A 25,654-nucleotide genomic window follows, 5' to 3' on the forward strand; every position below is an offset into this window, starting at 1 on the left:
ATGGCCGAACTTTTCGCCTATACCGATGGCGCCTGTTCCGGCAACCCCGGCCCGGGCGGCTGGGGCGTGCTGCTGATCGCCCGCGAGAACGGCACCGTCGTCAAGGAACGCGAGCTTTCCGGCGGCGAGGCGCTGACCACCAACAACCGGATGGAACTCCTCGCCGCGATCTCGGCGCTGGAAGCTCTGACCCGGCCCTCCGAAGTGACCATCGTCACCGACAGCGCCTATGTGAAGAACGGCATCACCGAATGGCTGGACGGCTGGAAGCGCAAGGGCTGGCGCACGGCGGGGGGCTCTCCGGTCAAGAATGTCGAGCTTTGGCAACGGCTTGAGGCTGCCGCCGCCCGGCACAAGGTAACCTGGCGCTGGATCAAGGGCCATGCGGGCCACGCGGAAAACGAACGCGCCGATGCCCTGGCCCGTGCCGGGATGGCGCCGTTCAAGGCCCCGGCCTGATGTCGGCTTTCACGCTTCAGGATGGGCTCGACTATGCCTCGGTTCTGGTCTTTGCGCTGACCGGAGCGCTGGCGGCCAGCCGGTCGCAGCTTGACATCGTGGGCTTCATCTTCATCGCCTGCCTGACGGCCGTCGGCGGCGGCACCCTGCGCGACACGATCCTGAACCGCGAGGTGTTCTGGGTCGCCGATCCCCTGCCGCTGGGCGTAGCCACCGCCGCCGCGATCCTGGTCTTCTTCTCCGCGCATCTTCTGGAAAGCCGCTATCGCGCGCTTTTGTGGTTCGACGCCTTCGCCCTTGCCGTCGCCGTCCCCGCCGGGGTCGCCGTGGCCCTGGCCGAGGGTCAGGGCTGGCCCATCGTCCTGGTGATGGGGATGCTGACAGGCTGCATGGGCGGCCTTCTGCGCGATGTGGTCTGCAACGAAGTGCCGCTGATCCTGAAACAGGGCGAGCTTTACGCCACCTGCGCCATGGCCGGGTCGCTTGGGGCGGTCCTGGCAGGCCTGGCCGGGCTGGGGGACGGCCTGTCGCTGGTGATCTGCGCCGCGCTCGTCTTTACCTTGCGCGCGGGCAGCATCGCATTGGGCTGGCGGCTCCCGGTCTACAGGTCGCAACCCCCGCGCCCGGGGGCGCCAAAGCGCTAGCGGGCTTGATCCGTGAACGAACATTCGTTTAGGTTCGGGGAATGGCGCGCAAACGCATCATCCCGGACGCAACCGTCTTTGGCATCATCCAGCGCCTGCTGGAAGAGGGCGGCGACAAGGCGGTCTCCTTCGGCTCTGTCGCCACCGCGACCGGCCTTGCGCCGCCGACCCTGGTGCAGCGCTATGGCAGCCGCGATGCGATGGTGCGCGCGGCGCGGCTGGCCTTCTGGGATGCGCTGGACCAGCGGACGGGCGAAGCGGTGGCCGCAACCGCCGGCAAGGGGCCGCAGGGGCTGTTGAAGGCGATCGGCCCGGTCAAGGTCACGGAAATTGCCGCAGATCTGCGCGATCCCGACCTCGCGCAGCGCGCAGCGGCCTGGCGCGCAGGGGTCGAGGCCGCGCTGGCCGAACGGCTCGGCTCTGGCACCAAGGCCCGCGAAAGCGCGGCGCTTCTGTTTGCCGCCTGGCAGGGCCTGGAGCTCTGGTCGGCGGCGGGGCCGACGGACCTGCGCCTGAAGGATGCGGTGAAACGGCTTACCTGACCCAGGATTTCCACGCCCAGATCAGCACCAGCGCCCCCAGCAGCGCCCCGACGAACCCGGCCCCGATCCCCGCCAGCATCACCAGCCCGCGCAGGACCACGGTCCCGATCAGCGCGCCCAGCACGCCCAGCGCGATGGTGGACGGCGTGTCCATGTTCACCTTCAGGATGCGGCTGGCCAGAAAGCCCGCGGCAACCCCGACGATCAAGAGAGCAACTAGCGGCATGGCGTCCCTCCCACCCTTGTCAGCGGAATATGGGAACCCCGATACCCCCGCGCTATAGCGCCGCAGGCAGAATCAGACCGCGCAGCACTTCGGCTGCGGGCATCGGTCGCTTGCCCTCGCGCTGTGCTTCCAGCACCTCGACGGCGCCCTCGCCACAGGCCACGGTAAAGCCGCCGAGGACCTGCCCCGGCGTGCCCTGCCCATCGGCCAGCCGCGAGCGAAGCAGCTTCACCCTCTCGCCGTTGACTTCGGTCCAGGCTCCGGGAAAGGGCGACAGGCCGCGGATCAGCCGGTCCACCTCGACCGCCGGGCGGGTCCAGTCCACCCGCGCCTCGGCCTTGTCGATCTTGGCGGCATAGGTCACGCCCGCCTCGGGCTGCGGCGTGGCGGGCAGCGGCAAGCTGTCCAGCGCCTGCACGATCAGCCGCGCGCCCAGCGCACTCAGCCGGTCGTGCAGCTCGGCCGTCGTCTCCTCGGCGCCGATCCCCACGGCCTCGCGCAGAAGGACCGGCCCGGTATCAAGCCCCGCCTCCATCTGCATGATGCAGACCCCGGTTTCCCGGTCGCCGGCCATGATCGCCCGATGGATCGGCGCCGCGCCGCGCCAACGGGGCAAGAGGCTTGCGTGAATGTTCAGACACCCCAGGCGCGGCGCGTCCAGCACCGCCTGCGGCAGGATCAGCCCATAGGCGACCACAACCGCGACATCCGCATCCAGGGCGGCGAAGTCCCGCTGCGCCTCCTCGCTGCGCAGGCTGACCGGATGGCGCACGGTCAGCCCCAGGGCCTCGGCCCGCGCCTGCACCGGGCTTGGCCGGTCCGCCTTGCCCCGACCCGCCGGACGCGGCGGCTGGCAATAGACCGCGACGATCCGATGCCGGGCGTGCAGCGCCTCCAGCACCGGGACGGAAAACTCCGGCGTGCCCATGAAAACGACTTTCATCCGCGCCGCCCCAGCTTTTGCGCCTTTGCGATCAGCATCTTCCGCTTCAGGGGCGAGAGGTGGTCGAAATACATCTTCCCCGCCAGATGGTCGATCTGATGCTGCACGCTCGTCGCCCAAAGCCCGACGAAATCCCGCTCCTCGACCTCGCCCCTCTCATTCAGAAACCGCACCGTCACCGCCCGCGGGCGGGAAATCACCGCCGAGACGCCCGGCAGGTTGGGCGAGGCTTCCTCATGCTCGCGCATCTGCCCGCTTGCGTGCAGCACCGAAGGGTTCGCCATCCGCACCGCCTGCCCCCGGCTTTCGGAACAGTCCACCACCGCCAGCCGCAACGGCACCCCGATCTGCACCGCCGCCAGACCATAGCCCGGCATCGCCTCCATCGTGTCGATCATGTCGGCCCAGATTGTGCGGACCTCATCGCTGATCGCCGCCACATCCGCAGCCGGTGTCCGCAACACCGCCGCAGGCCAGGGAACGCAGCGCCGGACCGTCACGCCCGCGCCCGTTCCCGCTTCAGCTTTTCCATCTTGCGGGTGATCATCTGCCGCTTCAGCGGGCCCAGATAGTCGATGAACAGCTTGCCATCCAGATGGTCGATCTCGTGCTGCACGCAGGTCGCCCAGAGGCCCGAGAACTGCCGCTCCTGCTCCGACCCGTCCAGCGCCCGCCAGCGCACCCTGACTTCGGCGGGGCGCTTCACCTCGGCGTATTGCTCGGGGATCGACAGGCAGCCTTCCTCGTAGGTGGACAGGTCTTCGGAGGACCAGACGATCTGGGGGTTGACCAGCGCCATCGGCTCCGGGTCGCCCTCCTTGATGCAGTCCATCACGATCAGCCGCTTCGTCACCCCCACCTGCGGCGCGGCCAGGCCGATGCCGGGCGCGTCATACATCGTCTCCAGCATGTCGGCGGCCAGCTGCCTGATCTCGGGGGTGATTTCGCCCACGGGATCGCAGACCTTCTTGAGGCGCGGGTCAGGATGGATCAGGATGGGGCGGATCATGACAGCGATCTACGAAAGCGGACCCGCGATGGCAAGAGGCTGGCGCAGATCCGCGGCCCCGAACCGGCAGACGGACTCGAAATACATTCGTTCCGGATATAGGCGAAATACTGGATTCATGTTCCACTATAATACGAAAAATCGGGATGACTTCCCGATCAGGATGCAATAATCGGATGAAAATCCCAAACCTCAGGCCAGGTGAAATGACCTTCGACACTCCAATCTCCCGCGCGGGCTCCCATTGCGTCAAGTGGGACATGCTGGAACCCCTTTACGGCCTGAAGCCCGACGAGGGCCTGGCGATGTGGGTTGCGGACATGGAGTTCCGGCCGCCGCAGGTGGTGCAGGACGCGCTGCAAAGGATGCTCGACCACGGCGTCTACGGCTATTTCGGCGACGACCGCGCCTATCTTCAGGCGATCCGCTGGTGGATGTCCACCCGCCACGGCTGGGAGGTGCAGCCGGACTGGATCTTCACCACCCATGGCCTGGTGAACGGCACCGCACTGTGCATCCACAGCTTCACGCAACCGGGTGATGGCATCATCCTGATGACCCCGGTCTACCACGCCTTTTCCCGGATCATCAAAGCCGCCGGGCGCGAGGTGGTGGAATGCCCGCTCGCCCTCGTCGATGGCACCGCCCGGATGGATTTCGCCGCCTGGGAACAGCGTCTCACCGGGCGCGAGACCATGCTGATCCTCTGCTCGCCGCACAATCCGGGCGGCCGGGTCTGGACCCCGGACGAACTCCGCGCCGTGGCGGATTTCTGCGTCAGGCACGACCTGATCCTGGTCTCGGACGAGATCCACCACGACCTCGTCTTTCCCGGGCAGAAACATACCGTCATGCCCCTCGCCGCGCCCGGGATCGCCGACCGGCTGGTGATGATGACGGCCTCTACCAAGACCTTCAACATCGCCGGCGCCCATATCGGCAATGTCATCATCGCCGATCCCGCCCTGCGCAAGACCTTCGCGGACACGATGATGGCGATGGGCATCTCGCCCAATTCCTTCGGGATGCACATGGCCACCGCCGCCTATTCGCCCGAAGGCGCCGCATGGCTCGACGCGCTGATGCCCTACCTCGACGCCAACCGGCAGCTTTTCGACGCCGGCATCGCGGCAATCCCCGGACTGCGCTCGACGCCGCTGGAGGCGACCTATCTCGCCTGGGTCGACTTTTCGGGCACTGGCATGGCCCCGGCCGAATTCATCGCGCGGGTCGAAAAACAGGCCAGGATCGCCACCAACCACGGCTCGGCCTTCGGCACCGGGGGCGAGAACTTCCTGCGCTTCAACCTCGCCTGCCCGCGCGCCCAGGTGGCCGAGGCGGTCGGCCGGCTGCAAAGGGCCTTCGCCGACCTGCAATGATCCGCTTCCTGCGCCTTGTCCTTTACCTTGTTCTGCTGGCCGTCCTCGGCTTCATCGCCGCTTCCCTCTACAGCCCGCCGGTGCGGGTCGCCGCACCGCCGCCCCCGCCGCTCAGCGGCACGGTGGACCGGATCGTGATCGAAAAGGCCGCCCGCCGGATGCAGCTTTTCCAGGACGGCAAACCGGTGCGCACCTACCGGATCGCCCTTGGGTTCACGCCCGAGGGCGACAAGATCCGTCAGGGCGATGGCAAGACGCCCGAGGGCGAATTCACCATCGACCGCCGCAACGATGAAAGTGCTTTTCACCTGTCGCTCGGGCTTGACTACCCGCGACCCGCGGACCGCGCCCGCGCGGCGAAGAGCGGTTATTCTCCGGGCGGGGACATCTTCATCCACGGCCAGCCGAACGCGCTGCCGGAAGGGTTCAAGCTGAAAGGCGACTGGACGGCGGGCTGCATTGCCCTGACCAATGCCGAGATGCGCGAGGTCTGGGCCGTCACCCCCATCGGGACCAGGGTGGAAATCAGGCCCTGACGCGCGCCCTTTGCCTCGTCGCGCCGGGCCGTGTCGCCCCGACAAGACGACGAAGCCGCAGGAGAGAAGGCGGCCAGGCCATCACGCCTTGGACAGGTATCCCACCGGCGCGTTCTCGTCGCGCCAGAAGTCCAGCGGCGCCCGTTCCGTCACGGCGGTCGCGCGCTTGAAGTCGCAGACCAGCTCGCCATGCTCGATGCCGGAGGCGACGATCAGGCACTGGAACACATGGCGAGAGCCGTCGAACACATCGACCAGACCGCGCAGCTTGCCCGGGCTGAAATCCGCATCCAGCGCAAAGCCGTTGTCCCAGAACCGCAGCACGGGATAGACCGCTTCGCCAACCTGCACGCGCAGCTTCGACTTGCGCTTCTGGTCACGCTTGCGTGCGGCGTCCAGCCCCTCGCGCACTTCCGCCGGCAGAAACTCAAGCATGGCAACCTCACCCTCTCCCCCAATCCGAAGTTTGGGGACGACCTTCGGAAAATCAAGCTGCCACAAGGGTATTACCGGAATATGAAGGCTGCATGTGCGTTCGGGCAAGGGGCATGGCAACCTCTGGTTGATCCCGCTCGATCCCGCCATGCTGCGCGGCGAAAACGCCGCAACGCAGCAGTTGCGCTTGCGAATCGGCACCGGCGGCGGAATAGCCCTGCGCATGATCCTGATCGCCGCCCTCCTTCTTGACGCCGCCTTCGGCGAGCCGCGCTGGCTCTGGGACCGCCTGCCGCATCCTGCCGTCCTGATGGGGCGTCTCGTCGGCTGGTGCGACAGCCGGTTCAACCGCGGCGAGGACCGCAAGCTCAAGGGCACCCTGGTCGCCGCGGGTCTTGCCCTGACCGGCCTCGCGCTTGGCTGGCTGATCCACCTGATTCCCGACCACGGCCTGCTTGAAGCGATCACCGTCGCCATCCTGATCGCGCAGAAAAGCCTGGTCGAACATGTCCGCGCCGTGGCCAGCGCGCTGCGCCGTTCGGTGCCCGAAGGCCGCCGGGCCGTCGCGATGATCGTCGGCCGCGACACCGCGCAGATGACCGGCCCCGACATCGCCCGCGCCGCCATCGAAAGCGCGGCCGAGAACCTGTCGGACGGCGTGGTCGCCCCGGTCTTCTGGTATCTCTTGCTGGGCCTGCCGGGGATTCTGGCCTACAAGCTGGTGAACACCGCCGACAGCATGATCGGCCACATGACGCCGCAGTACCGCGACTTCGGCTGGGCCTCGGCCCGCCTTGACGATGTGCTGAACCTGATCCCCGCGCGCCTGACCGCTCTTCTCATCGCGCTGACCCATGGCTGGGTGGACCCCGCCCCGATCCTCCGCGACGCGCCCAAGCACCGCAGCCCGAACGCCGGCTGGCCCGAATCCGCCCTCGCGCCGGTCCTCAACGTCGCCCTCTCCGGCCCGCGCAGCTACAACGGTGTCCGCAAGGACTATCCCTGGGTCTGGCCCGAGGGCCGACGCGACCCCGGACCGGACGACATCGACGCCGCCGCCGATGCGCTCTGGCGGGTCTGGGCCGCGGTGCTTGCCATCGCCGCGCTGATCGTCATCTTCTAGGGCCAGGCCTGAAGGAGATCTCATGCGCGCCGCCCTTGTTGCCCTGCTGCTGACCTCTCCCGCCGCCGCGGCCCCCTGTGGCGGTGACTTCGGCGACTTCCTCAAGACGATGGAGGCCGAGGCCGTGGCCAGCGGCACCCCGGCCGACAAGGCCGCCGCCTTCTTCGCGGGCGCGCAGCAGGACCCCAGGGTGCTGAAGGCCGACCGCAGTCAGGGCGTCTTCCGCAAGACCTTCCTCGACTTCTCGCAGTCGCTCATCTCGAAACAGCGCCTCTCCACCGCCCGCCAGAAGGCCGAAAGCCTGGACGACATCTTCACCCGCGCCGAGGCCGACTACGGCGTCGGCCGCGGCATCCTGCTGGCCTTCTGGGCCTTCGAGACCGACTTCGGCCAGGTTCAGGGCGACTTCAACACCCGCAACGCGCTGCTCACCCTTGCCCACGACTGCCGCCGCCCCGATCTGTTCCAGCCCCAGGTCCTCGCCGCCGCGCAACTCTACGCGATGGGCGACTTCCCGCTGGACACCACCGGCGCCTGGGCGGGCGAGATCGGCATGGTCCAGATGCTGCCGAAGGACATCCTGGAACGCGGCGTCGATGGCGATGGCGACGGGCTGATCCTGCTCAAGACCTCGCCGGCCGACGCGATCCTTTCAGGCGCGCGGCTGCTTCAGCACCACGGCTGGCGCGCGAATGAGCCCTGGCTGGCCGAGGTCAAGCTGCCCGATACCTTCGACTGGTCGCTGACGGGCCTCGAGACGGAACGCCCGACCGAGGACTGGCAGGCGCTTGGCGTCACCCCTCGCAACGGACCGCTGGCGCCGGGCCTCTCCGCCTCGATCCTTCTGCCGCAGGGCCGCAAGGGCCCGGCCTTCCTGGCCTATCCGAACTACCGCGTCCTTTTCGACTGGAACCAGAGCTTCGTCTACGTCACCACCGCCGCCTATTTCGCCACAAGGATCGAGGGCGCGCGCCCCTATGCCGCAGGCACCCCCGACCCCGCGCTTGACCTCGACCGGATGAAGCGATTGCAGGAAAGGCTGACCGCCCTTGGCCATGACGTCGGCCAGATCGACGGCATTCTCGGCGCGGGCACCCGCAGGGCGGTGCAGACGGAACAGGCCCGCCTCGGCCTGCCCGCCGACGGCTGGCCGACACTTGCGCTGCTGGACGCGCTCTGATGGCCAGTTGGGCCGTCGTCTCCACCATGAAGGCGCCGGAAGAGAAGGTTCTCGCCTTCGCCGCCCATCATCTGTCGCTTGGCGCCGATCATCTGTGGCTCTACTTCGACGACCCCGACCAGCCGATCCCCGCGCCGCTGAGCGCCCATCCCCGGGTGACCGTCAGCCTCTGCGATGATGCGCACTGGCAGACGGTCGGCAAGAAACGCCCGCCGCAGCACCAGAACCGGCAGACCCAGAACGCCCGCCTGACCTACCGCGCGCGGGTGACCTCGGACTGGATCGTCCATATCGACGTGGACGAGTTCCTGCTATCCCCGCGCCCGATCGCAGAGGTTCTGGACGACACCCCGGACGAGACCATCGCGCTGAAGCTGGAGCCCTTCGAGGCGATGCACGATCCGCTTCTGCCCGACGACATCTACACCTCGCGCGAGTTTCGCGGCGCGCTGCGCCATGAACACTGGCCCCGCCGCCGCGCGGCCCTTGGTCCCTATCGCAAGGTGATCCGCGACGGGATGCTGTCCCATTCGGTCGGCAAGATGATCTACCGCACCCGCGTCCCCGGGCTCCTGCCGCGGCTGCATGCGGTGATGGTCGATGGCGAATTCGTCCGGACCCCGGACTGGCAACCGGAGATCCGGCTTCTGCACTTTCATGCCCAGGACAAGGCCGCCTGGCTGGCGGCGCTGCCCTTCCGGATGACGAAGGGCGCCTACCAGTTCCGGCCGGAATTGCAGGCCTTCCTCGCCGAGGCCCCGCCCGAAGAGATCGACCGCTTCTACCGGCGCACGCAGATCCTGCCCCTCGACCTGCGCGATGAACTGGTCCGGGTCGGCCGGGTCATCGTTGCGGATCTTTCCCTGCGCGCCAAGGTGCAGGCCCTGCGGGACGGCACGCTTTAGTCCGTGTTCACCAGCATCAGGGCCGCGCGCCGGAAGGTGGCCATGATCTCGCGGCACTCACGCTCACCCACGCCGGTCTCGACCATCGCCTGCTGCATCACCGCCAGCCAGTCCTCGGCGTCCTGACGGCGGATCTCCACATGCGCATGGATTTCCCGCAGGTTCATGTGCCCGTGCCGTTCGTGGTAATAGCGCCGCCCCCCGAAGAAACCGCAGAGAAAGTCGAACTGCTCGGGCCGGACATGGGAAAGCCCGTGGCCTTTCAGATGCATCTCCAGGATCGCGCGGCCCTGCGGCAGGGTCTCGATCAGGTCGTAGAAATGATTCACCAGCAGCCTGACCTGCGGCTCTCCCCCGATCCGGTCGATCATCGGCTCCATCGCATCCTCCTCTCGCCGATTTCTTCGAAGAAATCGGCCCGGAGCCTGCAAAGGCTCCGAACCGGACTTTTCGAAAAGTCCGGCGCCCTTCAGCTCTGCGGCCGGGTCTTCTTCGGGTCGTAGTGCGACAGGGGCACGATCACCGCCGGCAGCCGCTTCTGCTGGCCGTCCAGCTTGCCCACTTCCAGCGCCGTCCCGACCTCGCTGTGCGCCACATCCACCCGCGCCAGCGCGATGTTCTTGCCAAGCACGGGCGAGCGGACCGCGGACGTGACCTCCCCCACCTGCGCCCGCCCGACATGCAGCGGGTCGCCGTGGCCCACATCGACATTCGCGTCGATCTCCAGCCCGACGAAGCGGCGCGCTGGGTGCTCCTTCCGCCGGATCAGCGCCTCGCGGCCGATGAAGTCATCGGTCTTGGACTTCAAGGGCACCGTGAAGCCGATCCCGGCCTCGAACGGGTCGGTCTGGTCGGAGAAATCGTAGCCCGCGAAGATCAGCCCCGCCTCGATCCGCACCATGTCCAGCGCGGCCAGACCCATCGGCTTCAGCCCCAGATCGGCCCCATGCTCCCAGACCGCGTCATAGACCGCCGTGCCGTCCTTCGGGTGGCAGAAGACCTCGAAGCCAAGCTCGCCCGTGTAGCCCGTGCGCGACACCACCACGGGCGCCCCCGACGGCCCGCCGATCCGCCCCACCGTGAACCGGAACCAGCCCAGCTCCTCGATCGTCGGCTGGTGCGGCGCGGTCCAGATCATGCGTTTCATGATCTCGCGGCTGTTCGGCCCCTGCACCGCCAGATTGTGCAGCTGGTCCGTGGAACTGCGGACCATCACCTTCAGCCCCAGCTTCTCGGCCTGCTCCCGGATCCAGACCCCGCCGTAGTCATCCCCGCCGATCCAGCGGAACTGATCGCGGCCCAGCCGGAACAGCGTCCCGTCGTCGATCATGCCGCCATGCGGATAACACATCGCCGAATAGACCACCTGGCCTTGGGCAAGCTTCTTCACGTCCCGCGTCAGCACCCATTGCATCAGGGCTTCCGCATCCGGCCCGGTGATCTCCCACTTGCGCAGGGGCGACAGGTCCAGCACCACGGCCGCCTGCCGGCAGGCCCAGTATTCCTCCAGCGCGCCGTTCGCGGAATAGACCTGCGGCAGCCAGTAGCCCTTGTATTCGACGTGATGGCGGGTCCTTTCGACAATGCGGGAATGGAAGGCGGTTTCCTTGGTCATCTTCGGCTCCGCATCGGGCGTGGGGCGCCAGGCGATGGCCCGGCTGAACTTTTCCGCCCCCGAATAGGTGCGGACATGGATGTCGCTGAGATACCAGCCATTGGCCGGAGAGGTATCGTCCGGGCAGGCGGAATTGACGCAGACGATGTCGGTCAGCGCGCGGAACAGCACATAATCGCCGGGCCGCGACCAGGGCTCGTCGCTGATGAGGACGCCATGTGAATCGATGTTCGTATTGAAGAACAGGTTCACCGCCATCCAGCCGGGGCGAGGGTCCACCCCATGCGGCGCCAGTGCCTTGTTGAAGTTGTCCGAACAGTTGACATGGCCGGGATAGCCGATCTCGTCGTAATACTTCGACGCACAGGCCATGGCGAAGGCATCGTGCCGCCCCACGGTGTCCTGCACCACCTCGACCAGCGGCACCCAGTCCTGATCGTAGTATTTCGAATGCAGCCCCGGCATCGAATAGGCGTGCCCCATAAGGGTGCGAGATGTCGTCACGTCCAGCGCGTGCTGGATGCCCCGGTCCAGCTTGCGCGCGTCAAAGCACTGGAAATCCGTGCACTGCCGCCCATCCACATCCAGGATCTGGATGTAATCCCCCGCCTTGACGAAATAGCTCTCCGCCGTGGCCGACTTCACCCGCAGGTCCAGGATCGGGTCCGCCAGCGGATCGGGCAGGTCGTAATGCCCCACCAAACGCGGCCTGGCCCGTTGCAGCAGAACCGTCACCGACGTCGCCGTGTCCTGCGCCTCCGGCGCCATCGGCAAACCCGGGGCGCAGACGACCAGCCACCCCTCGTGCTGCGCCACCAGATCGGCCCGCGTGCCCGCTGGAGTTTCGGCCGAGAACAGCCGCACCGCCCCCGCGCGGCCCAGGTCGATCTTCCGCGCCGCCAGCCCCTTGCGCAGCCGCACCAGGCTTTCGTCGCCGGACGCAAGCATCGCCTTCAGCCCCTCGGCCGTCGCGTTCGCCGCCTGACCGAGAAGGCCCGCATCGATCCGCCCGTCCTTCGCAGCCGCCACCAGTTCCACCGGCTGCCCGCCCTCGTCGTTGACCAGCGTCACCCGGTCGCCCGCAAAGACCTGCAACATCAGCGCCCCAGCCCCGGGAACCACGTGCCGTTCCTGTCCGTGGTGACGCGAAAACCCTCTGGGCGTCAGAATCCGCGACGGCCGGGGTGGACCGGGAACCACAGTCGGATAGATCGTGCCCAGCATGGCGCTCCCCGTGGTCGGACCGGCCCGAAGGACCGGAGCCGTTTAATGAGGATAAAACTTGTTCATCCCCAAGAATAGCCTCAGGGTAAGACTGACACAAGCGGCAGCAGAGGAAAAGGCGACGGAATGCTGGCTCTCACCTTCGGCCTGACGGCTGCGCTTCTCTGGGCGGTGCATGACCTTCTGGCGCGCAAGCTCAGCCAGGGCGCGGCGCTTCTGCCGATCCTCACGGTCGTTCTGGCCACCGGAACGCTGGGCCTTCTGCCCGTCGCGCTGTGGCAGGGCGGCTGGGGGGCCATGACGGGTGCGGCCTGGGGCGTGGCCGCGCTGTCCGGCCTTGCCTTCGCGGTGGCGATCGGAGGGCTGTACCGGGCCTTCAGCCTTGCGCCGGTCCGGGTCGTCTCACCGGTTGTCGGGGCCTATCCGCTGCTGACCCTGCTGATCGCGGCGGCCCAGGGGCGAGGGGTCACCACGGGCGACTGGCTTTCCGTCGGGGCCATCGTGGTCGGGATTGCCATCGTCGCCATCGCCGCGCGCGACGACGCGCCGGAAGGCTATGCCGCCTCGCCCGCTGTGGCCATCGCCTGGGCCGCCCTGTCGGCAGTGGGCTTCGCGGCGACCTTTTCCCTGGCCCAGGAGGCCGCGCGGCTCGGCGCGGAACTGCCGGTGATCCTGCTGGGCCGCGCGGTGGCGCTGGCCACCATTCTGACCCTTCTGGTCTGGCACCGGGGACAGCTTGCCCCGCAGCGACGGCAGTTCTGCGTCCTGGCCCTGATGGGACTTCTCGACGCGCTGGCGCTGGGTCTGGTCACGGCCTCCGGCGGCCTGCCGCGCGCCGAATACGCCTCGGTCGCCTCGTCGCTCTTCGGGGTGCTGACCGTGCTGCTGGCTGCATGGTTCCTGAAAGAGCGCGTCCGGCCGATCCAGTGGCTCGGCATCGCCGCGGTCTTTTCCGGCATCGCCGCCCTTGGCCTGCAGGGCTGACTATTCCGCCGCCTCGACCCGCAACGGGGCCCGCCGCATCGTCTGCGTCAGCCGCCGCTCATCGCGCGGAGAAACGCCGAAGAACTCCGTGTAATGCCGGATCATCGGGCTGGTGGTCATGTAGCCGACCGAGGCCGCGATCTCGCGGAAGGAGTCGTTGGAATAAAGCACCCGCTGTCGCGCCTTCTGCAATCGCAGGTGATGGTAATAGCGCAACGGGCTCTGCCCGGTCTCGCGCTTGAACATCCGCTCGAAATGCCGCCCGGAAAGGCCCACCGCCGCCGCCACATCCGGGATGCGCAACGGGTCCTCGACATGGGTCTCGAACAGCCGGATCGCCGCGCGGATCGCGGCCGGAAGGGCATCGGTCGTCCCCCCGGCGCGCGGGACGGGCACCTTCTGGCTGGCATCGGCATCGCGCACGAAGGGATGCTGGAACCAGCAGGCGACCTCGGTCATGCAGTCGCGGCCGAGCCGTTCTTCGATCAGGTGCAGCATCAGGTCGAAGACCGCCCCCGAGCCGCTGGCCGTGATCCGGCGGCCTTCGCGCAGGATCGTGACCTCGCGGGCCTCCACCGCCGGGAAATCCGCCTTGAAGGCCGCCTCATAGCACCAATGCACCGAACAGGGCCGCCCCTCCATCAGCCCTGCCCGCGCCAGCGGAAAGATCCCGCCCGAGAAGGCGCCAAGCGTCACTCCCGTCCGGTCCAGCCAGCGCAGTTTCGCCGGGCTGCGGCGCGGATCGGCGAAGGCCGCCGTCGGGGGCGACAGGAGGTAAAGCTGGTCGATCCCCTGCAGATCCTGCAACGTGACATCCGGGTCAAAGCCGATCTCGGCCGAGGACCGCACCGGGCTGGGCGCTTCGGCCACCAGTTGCCAGACGAACTCCCTACGCCCGGTGATCTCGTTCGCCGCGCGCAGGGGTTCGATGGCCGAAGTCAGGCAGGCCATGGGAAAGCCGGGGAACATCAGGAACCCCAGCCGCAGGGGGCCGCGTTCAGTCATCGGGGAACCAGCCGGGGGAGGTGGGCGCGCCATCGTCGTATTGCGACAGCCATTCCACCATCGCATCGCGGTTGCGGATGAATCCCTTGTAGGTCGCCAGCTCCACCGGCAGGTCGCGGATCACCCGGTGCAGGCGGCGGGCCCATTTCGGGACCGTGACGATCTGCTCGAAGCTGCACAGATAGCAGCGGATGTCGAAGGCGATGGCATTGGACCGGGGCAGACGGTAGAGGCTCTGCAGCTCGACCCGCAGGTGCTGCTTCTTCCCCATGTTCTCCTGCGTGATCGTGGTCTTGGACGGCCCCCACTTGGGATAGGTCTCGGGCGCGGTGTCCAGAAGCGGGTTGACCGTCATCGTCCAGTTGAACCGCCGCACCGGCGCGCCGTGCTGGAGTTTCAGAAGAAACTTCAGCGCCCGGTCGAACACGCCCTTCTCATGCGCCAGAGGCACGGGCGCGTGCCATTCGTGAAAGTTCATGCCGACATCGAAATCCACCGACCAGTCGGCCTGCGAGGTGGCGATCCCCGCATCCATCCACAGCGTCCCGTCGCGTTCGTCCTGCAAGGTCCAGTCGCCCTGCGTCTGCCGCATGATGTATTCGAAGGGCGGATAGGGCAGCGTGCTTTCGTCCAGGAATGTGAACGACTGTTCGATTCCCAGCGGGCGGTTCACCCAATGCCAGCGGTTGCCGTCCTTGGTCAGGCTGAACCACTGCGGATAATCCCGCGCCTTCGCCTCCATGATCAGCTCCAGCGTATCCCAGCCGGCCAGCGTCATGTGCGGCAGCGACTGGCAGCGCAGCGGGTCCTCGGCCAGCACCTTGGCGCGGTCGATCATCTCGGCGATGTAATGTTCGTCCACGTCCAGCATGTGCTCGAAGGCCGTGCCCTTCCGGCCCGGGACATGCGGCTCCATGTTGACCGAATACATGTAGTCGTCCCGGTCGAAGGGGAACGGGAACCGGCGCGGGTCGCTGTTGCGGTAGGTGAAGGTGTCGCGGAACGTCTCGTCCCGGAAGAAGCCGCCGAAATCGTCGGGAGCGAACTTGAAATCAAGGCTCATGGTTCTCTCCTATCGGTCAATGACAAGGGTCTTGCCCTCGAAGCGGCTGACGCAGGGCATGATCTTGGTGTTCGCCGCCTGCTCTTCCGGCGTCAGCCAGTGGTCGCGGTGAAGGATCGTCCCGTCGCATTTCCGAACGACCGTTTCGCATTGCCCGCAGGCCCCGCCACGACAAAGGTAGGGCGCCTCCACTCCGGCGGCCTCCATCGCCTCCAGCAGGCTTTGCGTCGGGCCCACCGTGATCGTCTTGCCGCTGGCGGCCAGTTCCACCGTGAACGGCAGGCCGGTGCCGGGGGCCAGGAATTCCTCGTGGTGCAGCGCCTGTTTCGGCCAGCCCATGGCCTCGGCGGTGGACAGGACCCAGTTGATCATCCCCTTCGGCCCGCAGACGTAAAGATGCGTGCCGATCGGCTGATTTTCCAGCACCTTTTCCAGATCGATCACCTGCTTCTGGTCGTCGAAGTAGCAATGCACCCGGTCGGGATGGGCCGAGGTCAGCCGGTCCATATAGGCCCCCAGCGCCTTTGACCGCGCCGCATAATGCAGCTCGAACCTGCCGCCGAAATGCGTCAGTTGCGCGATCTGGGCGAGGAACGGCGTGATCCCGATGCCGCCCGCGATCATCAGATGCTTCCGCGCCCGGTTATCCAGCGGGAAGAGGTTGACGGGGTAGGACAGCGTCATCTCCATCCCCGGCACCACATGCCGATGCATGTAAAGCGAGCCCCCGCGCCCCTGATCGTCGCGCCGGACGGAAATCTCATAGCCCGACCGATCCTCGGCGTCGGACATCAGCGAATAGGGGTTCAGCCTGCGGACCCCATGGTCGTCCATCTCGACCACGGTATGCGCCCCGCCCGAAAACGCGGGCAGCAGCGAGCCGTCCCGCGACACGAAGCGGAACCGCTTGACAAGGTCGTTCACCTCCACAACCTCGGCCACGCGGACCTGAAGTTTCGCGCCGCCGCTCATCTGAACCTCACCACGCTTTCGGGCACCTGGCCGGGGTCTTCCGCGTCGATGCAGACCCCCATGAAGGCCGCGATCCTGCGCGAATAATGATCGCGCACAAAAAGATTCAGCCCGCAATGGCTGCATTTGAACGGGTCGGTCGCCACGTTCTCGGTGATCCCCTTGCAGTGCACGCATTGCACCCGGCGCAGGGTGGATCCGCGCTGTTCCTTCTGGATCGAGGCATGGGGGAAGCCCGTCGCCATGATCTCGCGTTCGGCCTGGCCGATCAGCCCCTCGGTCCCGGCCAGATAGAACTGCGTCCCCATATGCGCATCCGCCAGCACTCGCACCAGACGCGGCAAGAGCGCGGGAATGGTCGGCGCGCGGAAGAACTGCGCCGCGCCCAGCACCTCCAGTTGCGCCGAAAGATCCGTCCCCGTCGGACCGGGGCAATACATCACATGCGACGCCGCCAGCATTCCCGAACGGTCATTCGCCTTGCCCACCATCTCAACCACCGCCGCCGCGCCCTCGTCGTCGGCGACGATCACATGCAGCTTGCCCGGGCGCGGCTCCAGGGTCGCATAGACCGGGCGCGAGCGGATCGAGGGGGCATTCACCGGGGTCAGGTCTACTTTCACGGAGCCACTTCCCTTGGGTCGAACGGGGCCCACCGACCGGCAGGCCCCGAAAACATCAGTCCTTCGCCGTCCGGCGCTTCTTCTCCACGTCATAGAACGGCAGCGGCGCCGAGACCGCCTTCAGCGGCCCATGCGTGCCGCAGCGCACCTCCAGCTCGGTGCCGTTGTTGGCGCAGTCCACGTCCAGCCGCGCAATCGCCACCACCCAGTCGTTCAGCGGCGAATACATCGGCTGCGTCACCACGCCGACCTTCCTGTCGCCCTTGTAGATCGGCGCGTTGCCCGGAACCTTCTTGCCTTCGAACTTCAGGCCCGAGATCTTGAAGCGTTCCTTGCCTTGCAGGCGGTAATGCTCTTCCGCGCCGCGGAAGCCGGTCTTGCCCTTGCTGACCGTCCAGTCGAGGCCCAGCTCCCACAGGGTATCGCCCGGGCCTTCGTTCTCGAACGGATACATCTCGGAATTGTCGAAGGGGTAGAACAGCAGGTAGCTTTCCGCCCGGAGCATGTCCAAGGTGGTGAAGCGGCAGGGGATGATCCCCATGCTCGCGCCCTCTTCCAGAATACGATCCCAGATCTCGCCTGCGTCCTGACCCCGGCAGAAGATCTCATAGCCCCGCTCACCCGTATACCCCGTCCGCGACAGGGTGATCGGCTTGCCGAACAGCATCGCGGGCATATGGCCCATGTAAGGCAACGCCCGCACGCCCGGGATATGCTTTTCCAGATAGTCCACCGCCAGGGGCCCCTGCAGCGACAGGTCGTGCAGGTTGTCGTCGAAGCGGATCGACACATCGCGCCCCGTCGCCGCCATGGTCAGCTGCTCATGCCCCTGACCGGATCCATGCACCACCGTATAGGTGTTCGGGCCGAAGCGGTAGATGATGCAGTCGTCGATGAACTTGCCCGCGTCGTTCAGCATGCAGGCGTAAAGCGACTTGCCCGGCGCGATCTTCTCCGGGTCGCGCGTCGTCGCCCGGTCGATGATGTGGCTGGCGGCGTGGCCGGTGATATGCACCTTCTTCAGGCCCGACACGTCCATCAGCCCCGCCTTGGTGCGGATCGCCATGTATTCCGCATTCGGGTCGCCCTTGGAGTAGGACCAGGCCGTGCCCATTCCGCTCCAGTCTTCCAGGTTCGAGCCAAGCGCCCGATGCCGGTCCATCAGTGCCGAGAAACGCCAGGAATTCGTCATGCGCAGTCCCTCCCAGTGGGCTTTCATTTTCGCCGAGTGTCAGGCGATTCCCGCCAGAAAGCAATAATGAAGTGCAACAATCTTTCTTGCCAGAAAACATTCGCCCAAGAAAAAGGCCGCCCCGCAGGACGGCCTTTCCCAAAGCGGTTTACCCCTGTCAGGCAGGCAGGACGAAGAACCAGTTGGCCCAGAGAACGACCACGGCCCCGGCCGCAAGCGCCAGATAGGGCAGCATCCCGGCCTTCCTTTCGCCCATCTCGCCATAGGGCAGGCCCAGGTCCTCATAGGCCTCTTTCGGGAACTTGCCCCCGTCCACCAGATAGTGGCGATACCAGAACACCGGGAAGATGAAGGCCGCGAAGATCAGGCCGGACCACAGCGCGTTCTCGTAGCCCCAGACCTTTGCACCGGCGCCGAGGAACAGCGCATTGACGAAGGCAAGCACCGTGTTCAGCCCGATCAGCCAGGTCGGCGCCTTCCAGGGCCGCTCCATATGCGCGTTGTCGATCCGGTGGATCCAGCCGGCGTTCAGGTTCAGGAAATTGAACAGGATGTAGCCGACGTTCGAGATCGCGAGAACGTAGAAATACCCGCCCGTGTCCGAGGCCAGCGCCAGCAGGAACACGTTGAAGGCGACGTCCGTCCACATCGCCCGGCGCGGCACGCCATGGTCGTTCAGCTTGGACAGATAGCCCGGCAGCCAGCCGTCGCGGCTGCCCTGATACAGCGTCCGCGACGAGCCGGCCATCGCGGTCATGATCGCCAGGAACAGAGCGAGGATCATCAGGATCACGAAGATCTGGGTGATGACCGGCCCACCGCCGATCATGTTGCCCAAGGCCTCGCCGATCCCGGTGCCGTCCACGATCCCGGCGGCCAGCATCCCCTCTTGCCCCAGAACCCCCTGGAACGAGAAGGGGATCAGGAAGAAGAACACCATGCACAACAGGCCCGAGTAGAAGATCGCCCGGAAGGTGTCGCGCTTGGGGTCCTTCAGCTCGCGCGTGTAGCAGACCGCCGTCTCGAAGCCGTAGGTGGACCAGGCCGCGATGTAAAGGCCGCCCAGGACCAGCGTCCAGCCGCCCAGGTTCCATTCCCCGTCCACGCCGGAATAGGCCGCCGTGGGGGGGACGATGTTGGTGACGTTCATCCAGTCGATCGCCCCGGTCAGCAGCGGCACCAGGCCAACGAGCAAGAGCGGCGTCAGCACGATGATCGCCAGCCATTTCTGCGCGCTGGCCGTGTTGGCGATGCCGCGCTCCTGGATCGCCAGGATCATCAGCATCAGGATCACGCCGATGATGAAGGTCGAGTTGAAATGCAGCGTGCCGAGGCCCGGGATGGAGATCTGGAACGCCTCGTAGACCCGGAACCAGGGCGTCAGCGCACTGACCGCATCGGCCGAGGCCACGGCCTGGATCGCCGCCTCTGCCGTCACCCCGGCATTGTCGGCCATGTACTGCACGACCGAGGGCGTTTCGGCGCTATAGTTCGCCAGGTTCGCCGTCACCCAGTCCAGCACCGGCTGGCTGTCGGCCAGCGGGATCGGGAACAGGGCATTCAGGATGTATCCCGCCGCGATGGCGCCGCCGAGCGACAGGACCGGCGACCAGGCGAACCAGTTGCACCAGACCGACAGGGGCGCGATCAGCTTGCCATAGCGCAGCCAGGCCGTCGCGCCATAGACGCTGGTCCCGCCCGACTTGTTGCCGAACATCCCCGCCATCTCGGCATAGGTGAAACTTTGCAGGAACCCCATCACCATCGAGACGATCCAGACCACGAAGGCGACCTTGCCCGTCGTCCCCGCGATCCCGCCGATAGAGAACAGCACCAGCGGCGGAACCCCCGCCGCAACCCAGAAGGCGCCCTTCCACGTCAGCGCCCGGACCATCTGGCCCGATCCAGTTTCAGTCGTCATTCCCTCTCTCCTGTTGGACAGTGCTTGCGTCGCCTGGGCAGGTCTTGCCGCCTTCCCTTCCTTCCGCCGCACCCTGATTATTGGTCTGACGTCCCGCCGGACGTCGGTCTCGGTCGTCTCCCTTCCTCATTCCCGCGCCACGGCAACGCCAAGCGCCCGCAGCCCGATTGCGCAAACAAAACCACGGCCAATCGCCCGTGGCGAGAAAAATTTCATCGAAGCGAAAGTATTTTTCCCTTGAATTGCGCCCAGAACTGCGCTGCCCGCTAAACAGGCAAGGCACGGCCCCGGGGCCTGGGGCCGTGCCATAGCTCGCGTCAGTTGCGCAGATAGCTTTCCATCGAATCCTCCAGCGCGTCCTTCCAGGGCGTGTGGTGGACGGGCGCCATCGTGCCGGTGATGACCGATCTGTAGGCGTTGTCGCGGAAGGCCATGATGTCCTGCGCCTTGTGCTCCTTCCACTCGAAGAAGGCCTCGCAGGCGCCGTCCACGTCGAAGGAGGGATAGTCCGTCTCGGCGATCAGCTCCTTCACATAGTCGCCCTGATAGTGGATCGCGTCGTGGGCATCCTTGCAGGCATCCTCGGCCGCGACCCGGTCCTCGACATCCTTCAGCAGCACCGCCTTGTCCTCGGGGATCCGGATCTTGCCCATGATCGCATCACGGACCCACCAGGCCTGGGCGTCGAACATGTTGAAGGTGAACCACTGGTCCTGCATCCCGATGTAGAACAGCTTCGGGTTGTGGACCCAGACCACTCCCTTGTACAGGTCCGCCGTCGCCAGCCGGTTCGCCGTCTTCAGCCGCAGGTCATCGGGCAGGAACGGGAAGTGGTGCTTGTAGCCGGTGCACAGGATGATCGCATCCACCTTCTTCGAGCTGCCGTCCGCGAAATAGGCGGTGGTCTCGTCCACCCGCTCCAGCTTTGGCACTTCCTTGAAGTTCTCCGGCCAGTTGTAGCCCATCGGCGCGTGGCGATAAGCCACCGTCACCGACTTGGCACCGTATTTCCAGCACTGGCTGCCGATGTCCTCGGCCGAATAGCTGGAGCCCAGAAGCAAGATGTCCTTGCCGGCGAATTCGCGCGCGTCGCGGAAGTCGTGGGCATGCAGGACGCGACCGTTGAACTTGTCGAAACCGGGGTATTCCGGGACGTTCGGCACCGAGAAATGGCCCGAGGCGACAACGACATTGTCGAACTCCTCGGAATACATCCGGTCGTTCTTCAGGTCATGCGCGGTGACGGTGAAATTGCCCTTGTCCGCATTGTAGTTGACCATGCGCACGGTGGTCGAGAAGCGGATCCAGTCGCGCACGCCCGCCTTCTTCACCCGGCCCTCGATATAGTCGAACAGCACGGCGCGCGGCGGGTAGCTGGCGATCTGCTTGCCGAAATGCTCCTCGAAGGAATAGTCGGCGAATTCCAGCCCCTCTTTCGGTCCGTTCGACCACAGATAGCGATACATGCTGCAATGCACCGGCTCGCCGTGCTCATCCAGGCCCGTGCGCCAGGTGTAATTCCACAGGCCGCCCCAGTTCGACTGCTTCTCGAAACAGACGACCTCGGGGATGTCCTCGCCCTTAGCTTTCGCCGACTGGAACGCGCGCAACTGCGCAAGGCCGGACGGCCCCGCTCCGATGACGGCAACTCTTTTCTTCATGGTCAACCTCCGCGTGCTGGATTCGTGGCGGCCACAGGGGCGCCGGTTTTTGGCAAGCCTAGGGGCAATGTTGCGCCTGTGTCAAATCTTCTTCCTGCCGGTAAACAAGACTGGCCCCGGCACGCGAGGCGCCGGGGTCGGGACTTGCAACCCTTGCACGAAGTTTATGCAGATGCGGTGTCAGCGGGCAATGGTCACGGTGCAATGCGCGCGTGTGGCCACTTCGCTTGCCACCGACCCCAGCACCAGCCGCTGCAAACCGCGCTTGTCGCCGGTGCCCATGACGATGTGGTCATAGCCGTTCTGCTCGGCATAGGCGATGATCGCCGGGGCGGCCTCGCGGGCGACGACTTCCAGCGTGCCCACATCCGTCGCACCCTCGGCTTTCGCCAGGGCCTCGGCATCGGCCAGCAGTTTCTGAACCTCCTCCGGCCTCCAGTGGCTGATCGTCGGGCCGCGCACGCCGCCATGGGCGATGTTGACCGCGCAGATCGTCAGATGGGCGCCGCTCGCCTTGGCGAATTCCGCCGCAAGCAGGACGCCCGTTGTCGCGTGATCGGACCCGTCGGTCGGGCAGAGAATCTTGCTGGTCATCGGTCTTCCCCTTGTGATTGTCCTCGGGTTTCATCAATCATCAAAGCGTCGCCTCAGCCTTGACCTGGGTCAAGAAATTTCACCTTCAGGCAAAAGAACGGAGCCCGCGATGCAGCCCATCGACCCGAAGGACCGCCGGATCGCCAACATCCATCAGGCCAGCTTCACGCCGTTCGTCTACCCCGACGGCGTGGCGCTGGGGGATGCGGTGCTGCAACTGGACGACGACCGCCCGCTTGGAACCGGCTTCCATGTTTACCGGATGCCCCCCGGCATGACGACGCGCGGGCATCGCCACAACGGGCACGAACAGTTCCTGATCCTGGAAGGCGAACTGATCGAAAGCGACGGCACCGTGCTGCGCGCAGGCGACATGGTGTTCTACCGCGACGGGACGGAACACAATTCCCACACTCCGACCGGCTGCCTGCTGGCCGTCCACATCGCCGCGCCAGAGACGCCGCTGGAATGACCGGGGCCTTCTCGTGCGCCTTCGGCGTCTCGCCGGTGGGCCCGCGAAGAGGGACGAAGTCGCCGACGAGCCCCACCGTTGCGCAGAAGAAAAGCCCCGGATCGCTCCGGGGCAAGTCGGGGGCTCAGGTCAGGCAAGCCATCCCTGGGCGGGGGGCGAAGCCGCGCCGCCAGGGTCTTAACCGTTGGTAAATGCCCACAGGCAACCCATTGATTTCGCTGGTCTCGAAAACCGCGCCACGCGCGGCGCGCCCTCAGATATCCAGCGTCGTCTGGGTCTCCCAGGCCGAGAAATGCGAACAGTAGTCGTTCCATTCCTTGTGCTTCAGCTTGAGGTAGGCCGCGCTGAACTCTTCCCCCATCATCGCCTTCAGGGTGCGGTCCTTGTCATACTCCCGCAGCGCGTCCAGCAGGTTCAGCGGCAGCTTCGGCGCCCCCTTCACCTTCCAGCCCTCGGCATACATGTCGATGTCGTGCCGCTTGCCCGGGTCCGCCTTGGTCCGCATCCCGTCCAGCCCGGCCGCCAGGATGACCGCCTGCATCAGGTAGGGGTTCGCCGCTCCATCCGGTAGCCGCAGCTCGAACCGCCCCGGCCCCGGCACGCGGACCATGTGGGTCCGGTTGTTGCCCGTCCAGGTCACCGTATTCGGCGCCCAGGTCGCGCCCGAGGTCGTCCGCGGCGCATTGATCCGCTTGTAGCTGTTCACCGTCGGGTTGGTGATCGCCGCCAGCGCCGAGGCGTGCTTCATGATCCCGCCCAGGAAGTGCCGCCCCTGATCCGACAGGCCCAGCTCCTTCTTCGGGTCGGCGAAGGCGTTCTTCCTGCCGTCCAGCGACCAGACCGAGATATGCGCGTGGCAGCCCGAGCCGGTCAGCCCCTTGAACGGCTTCGGCATGAAGGTGGCGCGGAAGCCGTGCTTTTCGGCCACCGACTTGACCATGAACTTGAAGAACGAATGCTTGTCCGCCGTGGCCAGCACGTCATCGTATTTCCAGTTCATCTCGAACTGGCCGATCGCATCCTCGTGGTCGTTCTGGTAGGGTTCCCAGCCCATTTCCAGCATGTAGTCGCAGATTTCCGAGATCACGTCATACCGCCGCATCACCGCCTGCTGGTCGTAGCAGGGCTTCTCGGCGGTGTCGTAGACGTCCGAGATGCCGGTGCCATCGGCGTTCAGGATGAAGAACTCGGGCTCGACCCCGGTCTTGACGCGCAGACCCTCCTTCGCGGCCTCGCCGACCAGCTTTTCCAGCACGTTGCGCGGGGCCTGATCGACGAGCTTCTCCTCCATCGTCGCGCGGGCGGCGACCCAGGCGACCTCTTTCTTCCATGGCAGCTGGATCACGCTGTCGGGGTCCGGCACCGCCATCAGGTCGGGATGCGCGGGCGTCAGGTCCAGCCAGGTCGCAAAGCCCGCGAAGCCCGCCCCTTCCGCCGCCATGTCATTGATCGCCTGCGTCGGCACCAGTTTCGCACGCTGCCCACCGAACAGGTCGGTGTAGGAGATCATGAAATACTTGACGCCCTTTTCCCTGGCCCATTTGGCAAGGTCTTTCGCCATCTTGTCGCTCCCTGGTCTTTTCTATCGTTGAAGTGGAAACGGCGGCCTTACCAGCCGCCGTTCCGTCCCGGTATCCAGTTGGTGCCCGCCAGCGGAACCCCCGCCATCGCCGCCGCCTCGATGGTCAGCGAGACCAGATCCTCGGGTTCCAGATTGTGCAGGTGGCTCTTGCCGCAGGCCCGCGCGATGGTCTGCGCCTCCAGCGTCATCACCTTGAGATAGTTCTTCAGCCTGCGCCCGCCGAGAATGGGATCGAAGCGCGAGTAAAGCTCGGGGTCCTGCGTGGTGATCCCGGCCGGGTCGCGGCCTTCGTGCCAGTCGTCATAGGCGTCGGCCGTGGTGCCGAGCTTCTGGTATTCCTCTTCCCATTTCGGGTCGTTGTCGCCGAGCGCAATCAGCGCCGCCGTGCCGATGGCCACCGCATCCGCCCCCAGGGCAAGCGCCTTGGCCACATCCGCGCCCGACCGGATCCCGCCCGAGACGATCAGCTGCACCTTGCGGTGCATCCCAAGGTCCTGAAGCGCCTTCACCGCCTGCGGAATGCAGGCCAGGATCGGCATCCCGACATGTTCGATGAACACATCCTGCGTTGCCGCCGTGCCGCCCTGCATCCCGTCCACCACCACCACATCCGCGCCCGCCTTCACCGCCAGCGCCGTGTCGTAATAGGGCCGCGCGCCGCCGACCTTCACATAGATCGGCTTTTCCCAGTCGGTGATCTCGCGCAGTTCGTGGATCTTGATCTCAAGGTCATCCGGCCCGGTCCAGTCCGGGTGACGGCAGGCCGAGCGCTGGTCGATCCCCTTGGGCAGGTTGCGCATCTGCGCCACGCGGTCGGAAATCTTCTGGCCCAGCAGCATGCCCCCGCCGCCGGGCTTCGCCCCCTGCCCCACGACCACCTCGATCGCGTCCGCCCGGCGCAGGTCGTCGGGGTTCATGCCATAGCGGCTGGGCAGATACTGATAGACCAGCGTCTTGGAATGGCCGCGTTCCTCCTCGGTCATGCCGCCGTCGCCGGTGGTGGTCGAGGTGCCGGCGGCGGTCGCGCCCCGGCCCAGGGCCTCTTTCGCCGGGCCAGACAGCGCGCCGAAGCTCATCCCGGCGATGGTGATCGGGATCTCCAGGTGGATCGGCTTCCTGGCAAAGCGGGTGCCGAGCCAGACATCGGTCGCGCATTTCTCGCGGTAGCCTTCCAGCGGGTAGCGGCTGATCGAGGCGCCGAGGAACAGGAGGTCGTCGAAATGCGGCAGGTGCCGTTTCGTGCCGCCGCCGCGGATATCGTAGATGCCGGTTGCCGCGGCGCGGCGGATTTCGGCGTTCACCGCAGGGGTGAAGGTGGCCGAATAGCGCGGCGGGGTGCGGGGAAAGTCGGTCATTCAGACTGCC

27 protein-coding genes are annotated in these 25,654 nt (G+C 66.2%); 10 read left to right on the forward strand and 17 right to left on the reverse strand.

Annotated elements, in window-relative coordinates:
• From rnhA to D5084_RS12625, 3 genes are read left to right on the forward strand one after another with little or no spacing between them, the layout of a single operon-like run.
• Positions 1-459 (forward strand): ribonuclease HI, encoded by a 459-nt coding sequence (gene rnhA / locus D5084_RS12615; protein ID WP_128515848.1) that lies wholly within the window; start codon positions 1-3, stop codon positions 457-459.
• Positions 459-1,103, forward strand: a complete 645-nt coding sequence (locus D5084_RS12620; RefSeq protein ID WP_128515849.1) for a trimeric intracellular cation channel family protein — start codon at positions 459-461, stop codon at positions 1,101-1,103. Before rnhA ends, D5084_RS12620 begins: the two co-directional genes overlap by 1 nt.
• Positions 1,104-1,144: 41 nt before the next feature.
• Positions 1,145-1,645 (forward strand): transcriptional regulator, encoded by a 501-nt coding sequence (locus D5084_RS12625; RefSeq protein ID WP_128515850.1) that lies wholly within the window; start codon positions 1,145-1,147, stop codon positions 1,643-1,645.
• On the opposite strand, the gene D5084_RS12630 is transcribed toward D5084_RS12625, so the two are convergent.
• Genes D5084_RS12630 through def (D5084_RS12645) form a run of 4 tightly spaced genes read right to left on the reverse strand, consistent with a single transcriptional unit; the run spans position 1,638 to position 3,823 of the window.
• Entirely contained in the window at positions 1,638-1,871 is a 234-nt protein-coding gene (locus D5084_RS12630; protein ID WP_128515851.1) for a GlsB/YeaQ/YmgE family stress response membrane protein, read from the reverse strand. The two genes, D5084_RS12625 and D5084_RS12630, sit on opposite strands and share 8 nt — an antisense overlap.
• Before the next feature lie 52 nt (positions 1,872-1,923).
• Positions 1,924-2,814 (reverse strand): methionyl-tRNA formyltransferase, encoded by an 891-nt coding sequence (gene fmt / locus D5084_RS12635; RefSeq protein ID WP_128515852.1) that lies wholly within the window; start codon positions 2,812-2,814, stop codon positions 1,924-1,926.
• Positions 2,811-3,314 carry a peptide deformylase gene (def, locus tag D5084_RS12640; RefSeq protein WP_128515853.1) on the reverse strand — a complete coding sequence of 168 codons (504 nt, stop codon included), beginning with the start codon at positions 3,312-3,314 and terminating at the stop codon, positions 2,811-2,813. The genes fmt and def (D5084_RS12640) overlap by 4 nt, the downstream gene beginning before the upstream one ends.
• The gene (def, locus tag D5084_RS12645) at positions 3,311-3,823 is read right to left on the reverse strand and encodes a peptide deformylase (RefSeq protein ID WP_128515854.1); all 513 of its coding nucleotides are present in this window, start codon (positions 3,821-3,823) and stop codon (positions 3,311-3,313) included. Before def (D5084_RS12645) ends, def (D5084_RS12640) begins: the two co-directional genes overlap by 4 nt.
• Positions 3,824-4,029: 206 nt before the next feature.
• Here def (D5084_RS12645) and D5084_RS12650 point away from each other — a divergent pair, with 206 nt between their 5' ends.
• Together D5084_RS12650 and D5084_RS12655 are read left to right on the forward strand one after the other, a co-directional pair.
• The gene (locus D5084_RS12650) at positions 4,030-5,202 is read left to right on the forward strand and encodes a MalY/PatB family protein (protein ID WP_128515855.1); all 1,173 of its coding nucleotides are present in this window, start codon (positions 4,030-4,032) and stop codon (positions 5,200-5,202) included.
• On the forward strand, positions 5,199-5,738 hold the full coding sequence (locus D5084_RS12655; RefSeq protein ID WP_128515856.1) for a L,D-transpeptidase family protein: 540 nt from the start codon (positions 5,199-5,201) through the stop codon (positions 5,736-5,738). Before D5084_RS12650 ends, D5084_RS12655 begins: the two co-directional genes overlap by 4 nt.
• Positions 5,739-5,819: 81 nt before the next feature.
• Here the strand turns inward: D5084_RS12655 and D5084_RS12660 are convergent, their stop codons facing one another.
• Positions 5,820-6,173 (reverse strand): hypothetical protein, encoded by a 354-nt coding sequence (locus tag D5084_RS12660; protein WP_128515857.1) that lies wholly within the window; start codon positions 6,171-6,173, stop codon positions 5,820-5,822.
• A 223-nt stretch (positions 6,174-6,396) separates the two neighbouring features.
• On the opposite strand from D5084_RS12660, the gene cbiB reads away from it, so the two are divergent.
• Genes cbiB through D5084_RS12675 form a run of 3 tightly spaced genes read left to right on the forward strand, consistent with a single transcriptional unit; the run spans position 6,397 to position 9,381 of the window.
• Positions 6,397-7,296 (forward strand): adenosylcobinamide-phosphate synthase CbiB, encoded by a 900-nt coding sequence (gene cbiB, locus D5084_RS12665; protein WP_128515894.1) that lies wholly within the window; start codon positions 6,397-6,399, stop codon positions 7,294-7,296.
• 22 nt (positions 7,297-7,318) lie between these two features.
• The gene (locus D5084_RS12670) at positions 7,319-8,476 is read left to right on the forward strand and encodes a lytic murein transglycosylase (RefSeq protein ID WP_128515858.1); all 1,158 of its coding nucleotides are present in this window, start codon (positions 7,319-7,321) and stop codon (positions 8,474-8,476) included.
• A complete protein-coding gene (locus D5084_RS12675) occupies positions 8,476-9,381 on the forward strand; it encodes a glycosyltransferase family 2 protein (RefSeq protein WP_128515859.1) in 906 nt (301 codons plus the stop codon). Before D5084_RS12670 ends, D5084_RS12675 begins: the two co-directional genes overlap by 1 nt.
• Here D5084_RS12675 and D5084_RS12680 read toward each other — a convergent pair.
• Together D5084_RS12680 and D5084_RS12685 are read right to left on the reverse strand one after the other, a co-directional pair.
• Positions 9,378-9,761 carry a group II truncated hemoglobin gene (locus D5084_RS12680; RefSeq protein WP_128515860.1) on the reverse strand — a complete coding sequence of 128 codons (384 nt, stop codon included), beginning with the start codon at positions 9,759-9,761 and terminating at the stop codon, positions 9,378-9,380. The two genes, D5084_RS12675 and D5084_RS12680, sit on opposite strands and share 4 nt — an antisense overlap.
• A gap of 89 nt (positions 9,762-9,850) precedes the next feature.
• Positions 9,851-12,220, reverse strand: coding sequence for a trimethylamine N-oxide demethylase (locus tag D5084_RS12685; RefSeq protein WP_128515861.1), 2,370 nt, complete (start codon positions 12,218-12,220; stop codon positions 9,851-9,853).
• Positions 12,221-12,346: 126 nt separating this feature from the next.
• On the opposite strand from D5084_RS12685, the gene D5084_RS12690 reads away from it, so the two are divergent.
• Positions 12,347-13,204: an EamA family transporter gene (locus tag D5084_RS12690; protein WP_128515862.1), complete on the forward strand. Its 858-nt coding sequence runs from the start codon at positions 12,347-12,349 to the stop codon at positions 13,202-13,204.
• Here D5084_RS12690 and D5084_RS12695 read toward each other — a convergent pair whose 3' ends face one another.
• The 8 genes from D5084_RS12695 to D5084_RS12730 form a co-directional block, all read right to left on the reverse strand.
• Positions 13,205-14,209, reverse strand: a complete 1,005-nt coding sequence (locus D5084_RS12695; RefSeq protein WP_128515863.1) for a GlxA family transcriptional regulator — start codon at positions 14,207-14,209, stop codon at positions 13,205-13,207. It lies immediately after the preceding gene.
• Complete coding sequence (locus D5084_RS12700; protein WP_128515864.1) at positions 14,202-15,272, reverse strand: heme-dependent oxidative N-demethylase family protein; 1,071 nt, start codon at positions 15,270-15,272, stop codon at positions 14,202-14,204. Before D5084_RS12700 ends, D5084_RS12695 begins: the two co-directional genes overlap by 8 nt.
• A 9-nt stretch (positions 15,273-15,281) precedes the next feature.
• Entirely contained in the window at positions 15,282-16,244 is a 963-nt protein-coding gene (locus tag D5084_RS12705; RefSeq protein WP_128515865.1) for a PDR/VanB family oxidoreductase, read from the reverse strand.
• Positions 16,241-16,867, reverse strand: a complete 627-nt coding sequence (locus tag D5084_RS12710) for a dimethylamine monooxygenase subunit DmmA family protein (RefSeq protein ID WP_128515866.1) — start codon at positions 16,865-16,867, stop codon at positions 16,241-16,243. The genes D5084_RS12705 and D5084_RS12710 overlap by 4 nt, the downstream gene beginning before the upstream one ends.
• A gap of 55 nt (positions 16,868-16,922) precedes the next feature.
• Entirely contained in the window at positions 16,923-18,059 is a 1,137-nt protein-coding gene (locus D5084_RS12715; protein WP_128515867.1) for an aminomethyl transferase family protein, read from the reverse strand.
• A gap of 157 nt (positions 18,060-18,216) precedes the next feature.
• Positions 18,217-19,980 (reverse strand): trimethylamine N-oxide permease, encoded by a 1,764-nt coding sequence (locus D5084_RS12720; RefSeq protein WP_128515868.1) that lies wholly within the window; start codon positions 19,978-19,980, stop codon positions 18,217-18,219.
• A 317-nt stretch (positions 19,981-20,297) separates the two neighbouring features.
• The gene (locus D5084_RS12725; RefSeq protein ID WP_128515869.1) at positions 20,298-21,641 is read right to left on the reverse strand and encodes a trimethylamine monooxygenase; all 1,344 of its coding nucleotides are present in this window, start codon (positions 21,639-21,641) and stop codon (positions 20,298-20,300) included.
• A 180-nt stretch (positions 21,642-21,821) separates the two neighbouring features.
• Positions 21,822-22,235, reverse strand: coding sequence for a universal stress protein (locus tag D5084_RS12730; RefSeq protein WP_128515870.1), 414 nt, complete (start codon positions 22,233-22,235; stop codon positions 21,822-21,824).
• Between the two features lie 109 nt (positions 22,236-22,344).
• Between D5084_RS12730 and D5084_RS12735 the strand changes: the two genes are divergently transcribed.
• A complete protein-coding gene (locus tag D5084_RS12735) occupies positions 22,345-22,707 on the forward strand; it encodes a cupin domain-containing protein (RefSeq protein WP_128515871.1) in 363 nt (120 codons plus the stop codon).
• 253 nt (positions 22,708-22,960) lie between these two features.
• Here D5084_RS12735 and glnT read toward each other — a convergent pair whose 3' ends face one another.
• Positions 22,961-24,268 carry a type III glutamate--ammonia ligase gene (glnT, locus tag D5084_RS12740; protein WP_128515872.1) on the reverse strand — a complete coding sequence of 436 codons (1,308 nt, stop codon included), beginning with the start codon at positions 24,266-24,268 and terminating at the stop codon, positions 22,961-22,963.
• A gap of 47 nt (positions 24,269-24,315) precedes the next feature.
• Complete coding sequence (locus D5084_RS12745) at positions 24,316-25,644, reverse strand: FMN-binding glutamate synthase family protein (protein WP_128515873.1); 1,329 nt, start codon at positions 25,642-25,644, stop codon at positions 24,316-24,318.
• Between the last annotated feature and the right edge of the window lie 10 nt (positions 25,645-25,654).

Source organism: Tabrizicola thermarum, assembly GCF_003574395.1.
GTDB classification, from domain to species: domain Bacteria; phylum Pseudomonadota; class Alphaproteobacteria; order Rhodobacterales; family Rhodobacteraceae; genus Tabrizicola; species Tabrizicola thermarum.